Genomic DNA, 11,823 nt, shown 5'->3' on the forward strand with positions numbered 1-11,823 from the left:
AGCTGGTTGTGAGAGATGTCGCTCACGTGCCGGAGCGTGAGCGGGGGCGCGGGGGCGTGCGGCTACCAGCGGAAGGTGCGCATCCGCATGGCCTGACGCATGCGGGCGGCCCGGGCGCGGCGCGGCTGGACCCGGTCCCGCAGCTCCTTGGCCTCGTGCAGTTCGCGCAGGAACTGCGATCGGCGCCTTCGGCGCGCCGCGTCGTCCTCGCTGTCCCGGGCGCGGGACGGGGCGCTTCGTATGTCGTCGGTCCGCTTGCGATCGGGCACGCGCACACACCACCTCGGCCGAGGTTCTCGCCCGATGCCGAGACGACTAATCGGGCGTACGTGCCAACTTTCCCTCCATTCGGTGGTTTGATGCCAGCGATACCGCGTACCCGGGACGGCCACCGGGTACAGCGCGACGGGCACGGGGTGCCTTCCGGCTCGGCTACTGTCGATGCCATGCGGATCCACGTCGTCGACCACCCGCTGGTGGCGCACAAACTCACCACACTGCGCGACAAGCGCACCGACTCCCCGACTTTCCGGCGGCTCGCCGACGAGCTGGTCACCCTGCTCGCCTACGAGGCCACCCGTGATGTGCGCACCGAGCAGGTCGACATCGAGACGCCGGTGACGGCGACCACCGGCGTGCGGCTCTCGCACCCGAAGCCCCTGGTCGTACCGATTCTGCGGGCCGGTCTGGGCATGCTGGACGGCATGGTCCGGCTGCTGCCCACCGCCGAGGTCGGCTTCATGGGCATGGTCCGCAACGAGGAGACCTACGAGGCCCACACCTACGCCACCCGGATGCCCGACGACCTCTCGGGCCGCCAGGTGTACGTCGTCGACCCGATGCTCGCCACCGGCGGCACGCTCGTCGCGGCGATCAGGGAGCTGATCCGGCGCGGCGCCGACGACGTGACCGCCATCTGCCTGCTGGCCGCCCCGGAGGGCGTCGAGGTCATGGAGCGGGAGCTGGCGGGCGCGCCGGTGACGGTGGTGACCGCGGCGGTCGACGAGCGGCTGAACGCCGACCGCTACATCGTGCCGGGGCTCGGCGACGCGGGCGACCGCATGTACGGCACGGCGGGCGGCTGAGGCCCACCCGTTTCCCCCCGCCCCTCTGCACCGCTCGGGCCCCTCGCCACAGGTTGGCGAGGGGCCCGAGCGTGTGCGGTGCGGGGGCGGTGCGGTGTCAGCACTTGTCGAGGCCCGAGGGGGCCGGGGACGGGTGGGTCAGCAGGGCCAGTGACTTCTCGGCGTCCTGCGGCTTGGCGAGCGCCTTGAAGCCGTCGCCGATGATCAGGTCGATCTCGGTGCCCTTGCGCGCGTCGGTCTTCTGCTCGGTGCCGGCGAGCTGGGTGGCCAGCACCTTCATCGCGCCGCCGTCCGCGGTCCTGGGGCCGAGCAGTATCCCGGCGCCCTTGACCTTCTTGTCGTAGGCGGGCGGCGCGTTGCCCACCTTGCCGATCTTGAAGCCGCGCTTCTTGAGCTCGTCGGCGGTCTGCTTGGCGAGGCCGCCGCGCGAGGTGGCGTTGAAGACGTTGACGGTCACCGCGCCCGGCTTGGGCAGCGGCTTGGCGGCGGCGGGCTTGGCGTGCGGGCCGCCGGCGGGGGCGCCGTCCCGGCATTTGTGCTTGCCCGGGGCGGCCTGGGCGGTCCTGCCCTTGCCACCGAAGACATCGATGAGCTGCAGGGTCCCCCAGCCGACGAGGCCGAGGGCGCAGACGGCGGCCACGATGGTGAGGGCAATGCGGCGGCGGTGTCGGGGACGGCGCATCCTCGGGTACCTGTCGCCCGTGATGCGGTACTTCTTACCGCCCATGCCTGGGGGCGTCAGCATGCTCATGGGCGCAGCGTAGTGCGGGGCGGGGGCCATGCCTACTAAATGATCAACGCGTGGCGCGAGACCCAACCCAAAAGGATCAATCCGGGCAGGGGCGGGCGCCGGGCGGGCCGGGAGGGGTGCGGGGAGGGCCGGTCGCGAAGGCGCCAGGGCCGGGCGCGGGGGTGCGGCGGTCGCCGGTGGTCGGTCCGGCAGGCGGCGTTCGTCCGGCGGCGTCCGTCCGGCGGTCAGTCCAGTTCGAGGACGCGCGCGTGCAGGACCTGGCGCTGCTGGAGGGCGGCGCGGACGGCGCGGTGCAGACCGTCCTCCAGGTAGAGGTCGCCCTCCCACTTCACGACGTGCGCGAAGAGGTCGCCGTAGAACGTCGAGTCCTCGGCGAGCAGCGTTTCGAGATCGAGCTGCTGTTTGGTCGTCACCAACTGGTCGAGGCGTACCGGGCGCGGGGCGACGTCCGCCCACTGGCGGGTGCTCTCCCGGCCGTGGTCCGGGTACGGCCGCCCATTTCCGATGCGCTTGAAGATCACACGGAAAGCCTACCGGGCGAGCGGCACCGGGCGCAGCCATGCCACGGGAGCGTGATGAGCTCGAAGTGCCGCAAAACGGGTGCATTGCCCGGGTCGGTGTATCCCGTTTCCGGCCGCTGCGGGCGGCCAGGGCGCGCCGTGGCCGGTGGCGTTCGCATGCCGCCCCTCCGACACCCGAAAGAGCTACCGCGGCGTGGCGCGTTCCGGCGCCGGGCGGCGCGTGGCCCTGCGTCTCACCACCGCAGGGCGTCCGCGCGGCGCGACTGCCAGTACGTGACCTCGGCGGTGTCCCGGTCGACGTATACGGGCGCGCCGCTGTCGAGGCCGACCTGGGAGGGCGGGGTGTGGCGGGCCAGCGCGACACCGAACTGGGAGATCTTCTGGCCGCGGTCGCCGGGGATGTCCGCGCCGCCCTGGTGCGGCGTCGGGTCCGCGGCGCCCTGGTGGTGCGACCCGCCCCGGTGGGGTGTCGGGTCCGCGCCGTCCTGGTGGTGCGACCCGCCACCGGCATGCCGGCCGCCCGGGCGACCGGCGCAGGTGGTGATCGCGGCGTACGCGGTCGCGTCGGGAGCCAGCGACACCACGGCCGGCGGCGCGCTGGCCCGTATCACCGGGGTGGCCGCCCGCTGCTCCCCGTCGAAGCGCAGCAACGGATAGGGCTGGGCGGCGAAGTCGCAGGTCCGGTCGGAGAGGTTGGTGACGCTCAGCAGCATGCGGTGGGCCGGCCGCCGTACCGCGCCGGCGTGGAACCCGAGCATGTCGGGCGTGCACGCGACGCGACCACCGGGGGAGCGGGTACCGCCGTCCGCCGGTGAGGAGGCGCCGGGCGGTGCGGTGGGTGAGGTGGGGGAGACGGGCCATGTGGTGGATGAGGACGGTGGGGCGGACTGGGCGGGTGAGGCGGCGTTCGCCTTGCCGCCGTCGCCGTGACAGGCGGAGAGCGAGAGCGCGGCGGCGACCAGCGCGACGGCGGCGAACCGGCGACCGCGGCGGGTGCTGACGGAGGACGACATCTGGGCTCCCCTGGGACGGGCTTGCGGGTGACGCGAGTACGGCGGGTGCGGCCCCGCGGGCGCCGGCCGCCGGCACGGCCACCGGGGGTGACGTGTGCACGATCTTCAGCGCGGTCGCTGGCGATCCGCTAACGCCCGGCTAACGCGCGCCGACGGCGGCGCGGGCCGTGGGGTCGTATGACGAGTGACGCACGCCCCCGGGGGGTCGGTTCGCCACTCGGTAGAGTCCCGCGCATCGGCATCGTCGCTGCGAGGGGGAAGCAGACCATGACAACTGAGGGATCGCACCGGCCGGACGGGGCGCATGGGGTGGACGGGACGGACGGGGTGGAGAGGCCGGACGGGCTCTCCGGGGACGCCCCCATGATGCAGGTCGGTCGCATGGTGCCGGTGGGGGAGGTCGAACTGTGGACGGAGGAGTACGGCGATCCGTCCGATCCGCCGGTGCTGCTCCTCATGGGATCGATGTCCCAAGGGCTGCTGTGGCCCGACGCACTCGTCGGCCGACTGGTCGCCGGCGGCCGGCGCGTCATCCGTTACGACCACCGCCTCGACCTCCCGGGACTTCGCCGCGCACCCCTACACCTGTGCCGCCCTCAAGGATGACGCGGTGGGCCTGCTCGACGCGCTGGGCATCGAGCGGGCGCATCTCGTCGGCCACTCGGCGGGCGGGCTGTTCGCCCAGTGGATCGCGGCCGAGCATCCCGAGCGGGTCGCGACGCTGACCACCATCGGGGCGTCACCGCTGGGCGGCCGGGAGGGCCGGGTCGTCATGCGGGCGCTGACCGGTGAGCCGCAGCCGGCGGGCAGCCTTCCGGTGCCCCTGCCCGCGTTCGTCGAACTGTTCGCCAAGGCGGCGGTCGCTCCGCCGCCCGCCGGACGGGACGAGCTGATCGACTTCCAGGTCGAGGTGGCCCGGGTGCTGCACGGCACGGCCCTTCCGTTCGACGCGCCCGCGCAACGGCGCTTCGAGGAGCGGCTGTTCGACCGCGCCCGGAACCCGGCGGCGGTGGCCAACCACCGCCTCGCCTGGGCCGCCGACCCCGACTTCGAACCGGCCGGTGCGCTGGGCGGCGTACGCGCCCCCACCCTCGTCATCGAGGGCACCGAGGAACCGGTCAAGCCCGGGCACGGACGCCTGATCGCCGAGGCGATCCCCGGAGCGACGTTCCTCGCCGTCGAGGGTATGGGCCATACGCTCCCGCCCGAGACGCACGGCGAACTGGCGGCGGCGATCGTCGCGCACACGGGTGCGCCTACGGCCGTGTGAGCGGGCCCGCGGGCGGGCTGCGTTGCTGCGGGCCAGGGTGGCCCGCAGCCCGGGGCGGGGCCGGTCAGCCCTGCGGGTCGATCAGGCCGAGGCGGTGGGCCTTCGCGAGGCGGCGCGGGACCTGGTAGACCGAGCCGTCGACGGTGACGGGCACGAGCTGGGGCGGGGTGGCCTTCCACTGGGCGCGGCGGTGGCGGGTGTTGCTGCGGGAGAGCTTGCGCTTGGGTACGGCCATGGATTCGGGCCTCCTTCGGGGCGGTGGGCGTCCGAAGGTTAGGCTATATGGAAATGGGTACCGTTTTCAAAGAGTCCCCGGAATGCCGCCGGGGACCGGCGTGCCGAGGGGTCGCGGCACACAAAGCGCCCGGGGCGGCCCGTCGCAGGCCGCCCCGGGCGTCGTCCCCGCCCGTCAGATGGTGGAGGTGTCGATCACGAAGCGGTAGCGCACGTCGCTGGCGAGCACCCGCTCGTACGCCTCGTTGATCCGGTCCGCGCCGATCACCTCGATGTCCGCGGCCAGGCCGTGCTCGCCGCAGAAGTCGAGCATCTCCTGCGTCTGCGGGATGCCGCCGATCATCGAGCCGGCGAACGACCTGCGCTTCGGGATCAGCGCGAACGGCGCGATCTCGAGCGGCTTCTCGGGGGCGCCGAGCTGGACCAGGGTGCCGTCGGTGCGCAGCAGGCCCAGGTAGGCGTTCAGGTCGAGGTCCGCGGAGACCGTGTTGAGGATCAGGTCGAAGGTGTCGGCGAGCTGCTCGAAGGTGGCCGGGTCGGAGGTCGCGTAGTAGTGGTCCGCGCCCAGCCGCAGGCCGTCGTCCTTCTTGCGCAGCGACTGGCTCAGGACGGTGACCTCCGCGCCCATCGCGTGCGCGAGCTTCACGCCCATGTGGCCGAGGCCGCCCAGGCCGACGACGGCGACCTTCTTGCCGGGGCCCGCCTGCCAGTGGGCGAGCGGGGAGTACAGCGTGATGCCCGCGCACAGCAGCGGGGCGGCGGCGTCCAGCGGGATGCTCTCGGGGATGCGCAGGGCGTAGTTCTCGTCGACGACGAGGTGGGTGGAGTAGCCGCCGTAGGTGGGCAGGCCGTCGCGGCCGGTGGCGGCGTAGGTGCCGACGTTGCCGAGCTCGCCGGTGCAGTACTGCTGGAGGCCGGCCCGGCAGTTCTCGCACTCGCGGCAGGAGTCCACGAAGCAGCCGACGCCGACCCGGTCGCCCACCCGGTAGCGGGAGACCGCGGAGCCGGTCTCGGCCACCACACCGGCGATCTCGTGGCCGGGAACGATCGGGAAGGTCCCGCCGTCGCCCCACTCGGCGCGCACGGTGTGGATGTCGGAATGGCAGATACCGGCGAACTTGATGTCGATCAGGATGTCGTGGGCACCCAGCTCGCGGCGCGGAATCGTGGTCCGCTCCAGCGGTGCCTTGGGGGCGGGCGCGGCGTACGCGGCGACAGAGGTATGGGTGGTCATGGCATCGAGAATGAGCCGTTCGCGGATGCCTAACCAGTGCCCCGTTCAACATATGCACGCTGTTCCTACTACTGACGGGACCACCCAGCCATCCAGGAAGCGCCGCATACTTTCGGCCATGGACCAGCGCACCGAATTGAGCGAGTTCCTGCGCTCACGGCGGGCCCGGCTGCGGCCGGGGGACGTCGGCCTGCCCGAGCGCGGCGGGCTGCGGCGGGTGCCGGGGCTGCGGCGCGAGGAGCTGGCGCAGCTCGCCGGCGTCAGCGTCGCGTACTACATCCGCCTCGAACAGGGCCGCGGCCGGAACGTCTCGGCCGCGGTGCTGGACGCCATCGCCAACGCGCTGCGGCTGACCGACGCCGAGCGGGATCACCTGAGCCACCTGGCCCGCCCGGTCTCCCACCGGCTGCGGCCCGCCGGGCGGACCGGCGCCGGCGGCCGTTGCGCGGCGGCCGGGAACGGGGTGCGGCGCGCGGTGTGGGACCTGATCGACGCGATGGAGGGCGTGCCGGCCTACGTCGTGGGGCGGCGGCTGGACATCCTGGCCTGGAACCGGCCGGCCCGCGCGCTGCTCGGCGATTTCTCCGCCCTGCCGCCGCGGCAGCGGAACATGGCCTGGCTGGTGTTCCTGGACCCCGCCGCGCGCGAGCTGTACGAGAACTGGGACGACAAGGCGGCCGATGTCGTCGGCTTTCTGCGACGTGACGCCGGCCGAGATCCGGACGATCCCGAGCTGGCCTCGCTGACCGGCGAACTGTCGGTCAAGAGCGCGGAGTTCCGCCGGCTGTGGGCCAGGCACGACGTCCAGGACAAGGGCTTCGGCGTCAAGCACCTCAGGCATCCGCTGGTCGGCCGGCTGTCGCTGGCCTACGAGACGCTGACGCTGCCCGCCGACCCGGGCCGGCAGTTGATCACCTACCACGCGCGGCCGGGATCGGCGTCGGCCGAATCGCTGCGGCTGCTGCTGTCGTGGACGCTGGACGCGGATGGTCCAGGGCGCGGCCGCCGTGGGCCCGAAGATGCGGCGGGCCCCTCGTAGGTCAACTCCCCTGCCGTGCCGCATCGTTGGCGCCGTCGTCCCCGTGCCGTGCCCGCAACACCGCCGCGACCCGCAGGCACCAGTCGTGGGTCTCCCGCTCGAATCCCACACCCCGCAGACACGTCAGATACGGGCCGATCCGCGTGCCGTGCGCCAGGAACGCGGCCTCGTCCCGGTCGCCGCGCAGCCGGGTCAGCAGCTTGTCCAGCACCTCCACCTTGGCGGCGGCGACCGCGGCCCGCTCGGTCAACTGGGCGATGACCGGGGCGGCGTCGATCCCGTCGACCGCCTGCACCTTGACCAGCAGGTCGTCACGGATGAACGACGGCTTCGAGGCGGCCGCCGCGAAGCGCTCCAGCTCGGCGAGGCCGGCGTCGGTGACCTGGAACAGCCGCTTGTTGGGCCGGGTCTCCTGCACCACCTCGCGGCCGGCGACCAGCCCCTCCGACTCCAGCCGGGCCAGTTCCGCGTAAAGCTGCTGCGGCAGCGCGTGCCAGAAGTTGGCGACACCGGCGTCGAACGCCTTGGCCAGTTGGTAACCGCTGTACTCACCGTCCAGCAGGGCCGCCAGTACCGCGTGCTTGAGAGCCATCGCGCGACCTCCTCCCCGTTCCCTCTTCCCATACTCAAGAATCTGACTAATCATATCCATGACTAGCGGCTAGCGGGCTTCGGGCAGAGAGAGGCAGGCGTCATGGCGACGACGACGGACCGGTTCAGGGCAGCGGTGGAAGAGGGACGGCTGGAGGCGCTGGAGGAGCTCTTCACCGAGGACATCCGCCTCTTCAGCCCGGTGAAGTTCACGCCGTTCGAGGGCCGGCCGATGGTGCTCGGCCTGTTCGGCGTGCTGCTGCGTACCTTCGAGGACTTCCGCTACGTGGGCGAGCTGACCGGCGACGCCGAAACGGCGGCCGGCGCGGACGCCGGCCGGGCCGAGTCGGCGGTCCTGATCTTCCGGGCCACCGTGAACGGCAAGCAGATCCACGGCATCGACCTGCTGCAGTTCGACGAGGCCGGCCTGGTCAAGGAATTCACGGTGATGGTGCGACCGCAGTCGGCGGTGCTGGCCCTGGGGGAGGCGGTACTCGCCGGCCTGGTCGCCGACGGGCTCGTGCCGCAGCCGTAGCGGAGCCGAGGGGTGCGGTGTCCCGGAAAGCGGGACCGGTCCTTCCGCGACGGGGGACGCGGAAGGACCGGCGTAGAGGGGTGGGTGGGGGCGGATGGGGTCAGGTGCGGCGGGTGGCGTGCGGCAGGGCCGGCAGCAGGGCCGAGATCGACGCGGACAGGACGACGTTGAAGACGACGGCGACGGTCAGCGCGTGGCCGTACGCGCCGGTGTCGTTGTGCGCCGCGCCGCCCAGGGCGCTGTAGTAGAGGACACCGACGAGCGCCACGCCCACCGCGCCGCCGACCTGCTGGCCGGTGGAGAGCACGCCGGAGGCCATGCCCACTTCCTTGGGGCCGACGTTGACGAGCACCGCGTTGAGCAGCGGGGTGACCAGCAGCCCGTTGCCCGCACCGACCAGGACCAGCGTCGGCGCCAGCGACCAGGCGGTCAGCGCGGAACCGGCGCTCACGGCCAGGCCGATGGTGGCGAGGAAGCCCACCGCGCCCACCAGCGCGCCCAGTTGCAGGACGCGGCGCCCGAAGCGGGCGAGTCGGCCGGCGACGAGGCTGGCCGCGAAGAAGGCGACGGCGAGCGGGGTGTAGACCAGGCCGGCGCCGAGCGCGTCCATCCCCAGGCCGTCCTGGAGGGTGAGCGAGAGGATGAGGAAGAAGGAGTTGATGCCGGCGTACGCCAGCACGACCAGGGTCATGCCGACCGCGAACGGCCGCTCGCGCAGCAACTGGAGCCGGACCAGCGGCGCTCCGCCCGCCGCGTCCACCCGCCGCTCCACCAGGCCGAACGCCGCGAAGGCGAGGACGCTGCCGGCCAGGCTGAGCCAGGTCCACAGCGGCCAGCCGTACGAGCGGCCCTCGACCACCGGCACAACAAGCAGGAACAGGGCCACGGTCAGGACCAGGGCGCCGGGCAGGTCGAGCCGCCGGGCCTCGGGGGCCCGCGACTCCGGGACGAACAGCAGCGCCAGGAGGATCGTGGCCACCCCGATGGGGACGTTGACCCAGAAGACCGGGCGCCATGAGGAGCCGAAGAGGTCGGCGGAGATCAGTACGCCGCCGAGCAACTGGCCGACGATCGTGGACATCCCGATGACCGCGCCGAGCGCGCCGAACGCCTTGGGCCGCTTCTCGGCCGGGACCAGTACCTGGATCATCGCGAAGACCTGCGGGAACATCGCGGCCGCGCTCAGCCCCTGCACCAGCCGGGCGGCGATCAGGCTGCCGGGGTCGGGGGCGAGCGCGCAGCCCACCGAGGACAGCGTGAACAGCGCCATGCCGATCACGAACATCCGCCTGCGGCCGTAGCGGTCGCCGAGGCGGGCGCCGGTGATCAGCGCGATGGCGTAGGTGAGCTGGTAGCCGGCCAGGATGAGCTGGATGTCGGCGGCGCTCGCGTGCAGGTCGGCCTGGATGGCGGGGGCCGCGACGAGCACGATGAACGTGTCGAGAACGGCCATGAAGGCCCCGACCAGCACGATGGTCAGGGCCCGCCACGGCGCCGCACCCCGGTCCGCACCGGATCGCCGGTCGGCCTCAGGCACCGCCGGTGACGTCGGCGCGGCCTGCTGCCCGGTGGCGTCTGAGGGTTGGGTCTGGGTCATGCCGCAAGGGTCGTTGAGGCCGGACCGGAGATACAGAGACCGCTTATGCTGGTGTCGCTACCACCCCCTTTCCGTGTCCGGGCCGCGGTCCGGCCGGCACCGGCGGAGACGGCTGCGAACGGGAGCGCGATGGCTGACCAGGAGCGACGGCGCGCTCTCGCGGAATTCCTGCGCTCGCGCCGGGAGCGGATCACGCCGAAGGACGCGGGCATCCCTGCCGGGCCCCGGCGGCGTACGCCCGGGCTGCGGCGCGAAGAGGTCGCCCAGCTCTCCGGGGTCAGCGTCACCTGGTACACGTGGCTGGAGCAGGCGCGGGACATCACCGTCAGCCGGCAGGTCCTCACCAGCCTGGCGCGCGCCCTGATGCTCAGTTCGGTCGAGCGCCGGCACCTGTTCGCGCTGGCCGGTGTGCAGGCGCCGGAGCAGCCGGTCGGCCGCGGACCGGGGCCTGCCCTCCAACGGCTGGTGGACGCGCTCGAACCGCATCCGGCCTACCTCCTGGACGCCAACTGGGACCTGGTCGGCTGGAATCGCGCCGAGGCGGGCCTGATCGGCGACCCGGGCACGCTCGCGCCGGACGAACGCAACCTGATCTGGCTGGTGTTCACCGATCCGGCGATGCGCACGCTGATGGTCGACTGGAAGGCGCAGGCGCGGAATCTGCTCGCCCAGTTCCGGGCGGACACCCAGCGGCGCCTGGGCGATCCGCGCTTCCAGCGGCTCACGGCCGCGCTGCGGGAGGCGAGCGCGGAGTTCGGGGTGTGGTGGGAGGCGCACGACCTCGCGGACTTCGGCAGCAACCGCCGGGAGTTCGACCACCCCTGGGTCGGGCGGCTGGCCTTCGACTACGTGAAGCTGGCGGCGCTGGACGCACCCGGCGTCAAGCTCTTCGCCTGCATGCCGGGGGACGCCGAGACGGCCGGGAAACTGCCCGCGCTCCAGCGCTGCGCGGCGGGCGCGGCGGCTGCGGCGGACGCCGTGGAGGAGCTGGCGGCCTCGCGCGCGTGATGCGCCTGATCACCGCCCGGGCGGTGGTGGGGGCGGAGTGAGGAGGCGGCGGTCTCCCGGGAGCTTACGGGCGGCCGCCTGCCCCCTCCCGTACGGCGACGGCCTTGAAGAACGTGTAGTGGAAGCTGCCCCCGTCGTCCGCGGCCCGGCGCAGGTCGGCGATCCCCCGGTCCCAGTCGGCGGCAGTGGTCAGGCCGGCGCCCAGCGCTCGCTCCCGCACGGATTCGATCATGGCGATGAAGGTCTTCCGGGTGAGGCCGTCGACCAGCGCGGGCCTGCTCCCGTCGGCGTAGGCGGTCCTGGGACGGACCGCCACCTGTCCGAACCCGGCGGCGGTGAGCAGCGGCCGCAACCGCCGGCCGATCAGCGCGTCGCCGCCGGCGGCGGCTTGCAGGCGGACCTGGTGGGCGATCACGTCCCGGGCCCGGCGGCTGTCCGGGTGGAAGAGGGCCGAGCCGTGGTCCCCCTCGATCACGGTGAGCGTGCCGCCGGGCCGCAGCACACGCCGCAGTTCGACCAGTGCCCGGACCGGGTCCGGCAGGTGTTCCAGCACGAAGCACAGGAAAACGTGGTCGAACGAGCCGCCGGTGAAGGGGAGTTGGAGCAAGTCGGCCCTCTGCCACGTCACGTTCGCCGCGGGTGCGTGGGCCGCCACGTGTGCGCGCGCCCGTGCGAGGGACGCCTCGTCCCGGTCCACCGCGACGATCCGCGCCCCGGGGCTGCTGCCGGCCAGCCGCACTGTCTGTGAGCCCACCCCGCAGCCCGCCTCCAGTACCCGGCTGCCGGCCGGATACGCCGTGCCGTCATGGAGGAGAGCCGCCAGCGTGTCCGCCTGGTCCGCCAGCCGCCGCGCCTCGTCCTCGGAGTAGCCGTGCACGTATCCGCTCGCGACCGCCCGTACCGCCATGTCGGCCATGTCTTCCCTCGCTGTGTCCATGGGTTCAC

At 73.0% G+C, this 11,823-nt stretch carries 14 protein-coding genes; 5 read left to right on the forward strand and 9 right to left on the reverse strand.

What is annotated here, in order from left to right; all coding sequences use genetic code 11:
* Positions 1–62 precede the first annotated feature (62 nt).
* Entirely contained in the window at positions 63–269 is a 207-nt protein-coding gene (locus tag ACZ45Z_RS19880; RefSeq protein ID WP_468363837.1) for a hypothetical protein, read from the reverse strand.
* A gap of 177 nt (positions 270–446) precedes the next feature.
* Here ACZ45Z_RS19880 and upp point away from each other — a divergent pair, with 177 nt between their 5' ends.
* Positions 447–1,085, forward strand: a complete 639-nt coding sequence (gene upp, locus ACZ45Z_RS19885; RefSeq protein ID WP_468363839.1) for a uracil phosphoribosyltransferase — start codon at positions 447–449, stop codon at positions 1,083–1,085.
* A 97-nt stretch (positions 1,086–1,182) separates the two neighbouring features.
* Here upp and ACZ45Z_RS19890 read toward each other — a convergent pair whose 3' ends face one another.
* The 3 genes from ACZ45Z_RS19890 to ACZ45Z_RS19900 form a co-directional block, all read right to left on the reverse strand.
* Positions 1,183–1,836 (reverse strand): LytR C-terminal domain-containing protein, encoded by a 654-nt coding sequence (locus tag ACZ45Z_RS19890; RefSeq protein ID WP_468363842.1) that lies wholly within the window; start codon positions 1,834–1,836, stop codon positions 1,183–1,185.
* A gap of 224 nt (positions 1,837–2,060) precedes the next feature.
* Complete coding sequence (locus tag ACZ45Z_RS19895) at positions 2,061–2,357, reverse strand: type II toxin-antitoxin system VapB family antitoxin (RefSeq protein ID WP_006604254.1); 297 nt, start codon at positions 2,355–2,357, stop codon at positions 2,061–2,063.
* Positions 2,358–2,590: 233 nt separating this feature from the next.
* Positions 2,591–3,370 (reverse strand): DUF4232 domain-containing protein, encoded by a 780-nt coding sequence (locus ACZ45Z_RS19900; protein WP_468363845.1) that lies wholly within the window; start codon positions 3,368–3,370, stop codon positions 2,591–2,593.
* Positions 3,371–3,806: 436 nt separating this feature from the next.
* Between ACZ45Z_RS19900 and ACZ45Z_RS19905 the strand changes: the two genes are divergently transcribed.
* The gene (locus ACZ45Z_RS19905; RefSeq protein WP_468364183.1) at positions 3,807–4,640 is read left to right on the forward strand and encodes an alpha/beta fold hydrolase; all 834 of its coding nucleotides are present in this window, start codon (positions 3,807–3,809) and stop codon (positions 4,638–4,640) included.
* Positions 4,641–4,704: 64 nt separating this feature from the next.
* On the opposite strand, the gene rpmF is transcribed toward ACZ45Z_RS19905, so the two are convergent.
* Together rpmF and ACZ45Z_RS19915 are read right to left on the reverse strand one after the other, a co-directional pair.
* The gene (gene rpmF / locus ACZ45Z_RS19910; RefSeq protein WP_468363848.1) at positions 4,705–4,875 is read right to left on the reverse strand and encodes a 50S ribosomal protein L32; all 171 of its coding nucleotides are present in this window, start codon (positions 4,873–4,875) and stop codon (positions 4,705–4,707) included.
* Positions 4,876–5,049: 174 nt separating this feature from the next.
* On the reverse strand, positions 5,050–6,108 hold the full coding sequence (locus ACZ45Z_RS19915) for an NAD(P)-dependent alcohol dehydrogenase (protein WP_468363850.1): 1,059 nt from the start codon (positions 6,106–6,108) through the stop codon (positions 5,050–5,052).
* Between the two features lie 118 nt (positions 6,109–6,226).
* On the opposite strand from ACZ45Z_RS19915, the gene ACZ45Z_RS19920 reads away from it, so the two are divergent.
* Positions 6,227–7,147 carry a helix-turn-helix domain-containing protein gene (locus ACZ45Z_RS19920; protein WP_468363852.1) on the forward strand — a complete coding sequence of 307 codons (921 nt, stop codon included), beginning with the start codon at positions 6,227–6,229 and terminating at the stop codon, positions 7,145–7,147.
* Between the two features lies 1 nt (position 7,148).
* Here ACZ45Z_RS19920 and ACZ45Z_RS19925 read toward each other — a convergent pair whose 3' ends face one another.
* On the reverse strand, positions 7,149–7,739 hold the full coding sequence (locus ACZ45Z_RS19925; protein WP_468363855.1) for a PadR family transcriptional regulator: 591 nt from the start codon (positions 7,737–7,739) through the stop codon (positions 7,149–7,151).
* 102 nt (positions 7,740–7,841) lie between these two features.
* Between ACZ45Z_RS19925 and ACZ45Z_RS19930 the strand changes: the two genes are divergently transcribed.
* Entirely contained in the window at positions 7,842–8,273 is a 432-nt protein-coding gene (locus ACZ45Z_RS19930; protein ID WP_468363858.1) for a nuclear transport factor 2 family protein, read from the forward strand.
* Between the two features lie 100 nt (positions 8,274–8,373).
* Here the strand turns inward: ACZ45Z_RS19930 and ACZ45Z_RS19935 are convergent, their stop codons facing one another.
* Positions 8,374–9,870 carry an MFS transporter gene (locus tag ACZ45Z_RS19935; protein ID WP_468363861.1) on the reverse strand — a complete coding sequence of 499 codons (1,497 nt, stop codon included), beginning with the start codon at positions 9,868–9,870 and terminating at the stop codon, positions 8,374–8,376.
* 129 nt (positions 9,871–9,999) lie between these two features.
* Here ACZ45Z_RS19935 and ACZ45Z_RS19940 point away from each other — a divergent pair, with 129 nt between their 5' ends.
* The gene (locus tag ACZ45Z_RS19940) at positions 10,000–10,878 is read left to right on the forward strand and encodes a helix-turn-helix transcriptional regulator (RefSeq protein WP_468363863.1); all 879 of its coding nucleotides are present in this window, start codon (positions 10,000–10,002) and stop codon (positions 10,876–10,878) included.
* Between the two features lie 64 nt (positions 10,879–10,942).
* Here the strand turns inward: ACZ45Z_RS19940 and ACZ45Z_RS19945 are convergent, their stop codons facing one another.
* Positions 10,943–11,815, reverse strand: a complete 873-nt coding sequence (locus ACZ45Z_RS19945) for a methyltransferase domain-containing protein (RefSeq protein WP_468363866.1) — start codon at positions 11,813–11,815, stop codon at positions 10,943–10,945.
* Positions 11,816–11,823 lie beyond the last annotated feature (8 nt).

It is taken from the genome of Streptomyces sp. NPDC031210 (genome assembly GCF_055570395.1).

Bases quoted from the DNA above. Each gene is read 5' to 3' on its own strand.
- upp (WP_468363839.1), top strand. From the start codon at position 447: ATGCGGATCCACGTCGTCGACCACCCGCTGGTGGCGCACAAACTCACC.
- ACZ45Z_RS19890 (WP_468363842.1), bottom strand. From the start codon at position 1,836: ATGAGCATGCTGACGCCCCCAGGCATGGGCGGTAAGAAGTACCGCATC.
- ACZ45Z_RS19900 (WP_468363845.1), bottom strand. From the start codon at position 3,370: ATGTCGTCCTCCGTCAGCACCCGCCGCGGTCGCCGGTTCGCCGCCGTC.
- rpmF (WP_468363848.1), bottom strand. From the start codon at position 4,875: ATGGCCGTACCCAAGCGCAAGCTCTCCCGCAGCAACACCCGCCACCGC.
- ACZ45Z_RS19915 (WP_468363850.1), bottom strand. From the start codon at position 6,108: ATGACCACCCATACCTCTGTCGCCGCGTACGCCGCGCCCGCCCCCAAG.
- ACZ45Z_RS19920 (WP_468363852.1), top strand. From the start codon at position 6,227: ATGGACCAGCGCACCGAATTGAGCGAGTTCCTGCGCTCACGGCGGGCC.
- ACZ45Z_RS19925 (WP_468363855.1), bottom strand. From the start codon at position 7,739: ATGGCTCTCAAGCACGCGGTACTGGCGGCCCTGCTGGACGGTGAGTAC.
- ACZ45Z_RS19930 (WP_468363858.1), top strand. From the start codon at position 7,842: ATGGCGACGACGACGGACCGGTTCAGGGCAGCGGTGGAAGAGGGACGG.
- ACZ45Z_RS19935 (WP_468363861.1), bottom strand. From the start codon at position 9,870: ATGACCCAGACCCAACCCTCAGACGCCACCGGGCAGCAGGCCGCGCCG.
- ACZ45Z_RS19940 (WP_468363863.1), top strand. From the start codon at position 10,000: ATGGCTGACCAGGAGCGACGGCGCGCTCTCGCGGAATTCCTGCGCTCG.
- ACZ45Z_RS19945 (WP_468363866.1), bottom strand. From the start codon at position 11,815: ATGGACACAGCGAGGGAAGACATGGCCGACATGGCGGTACGGGCGGTC.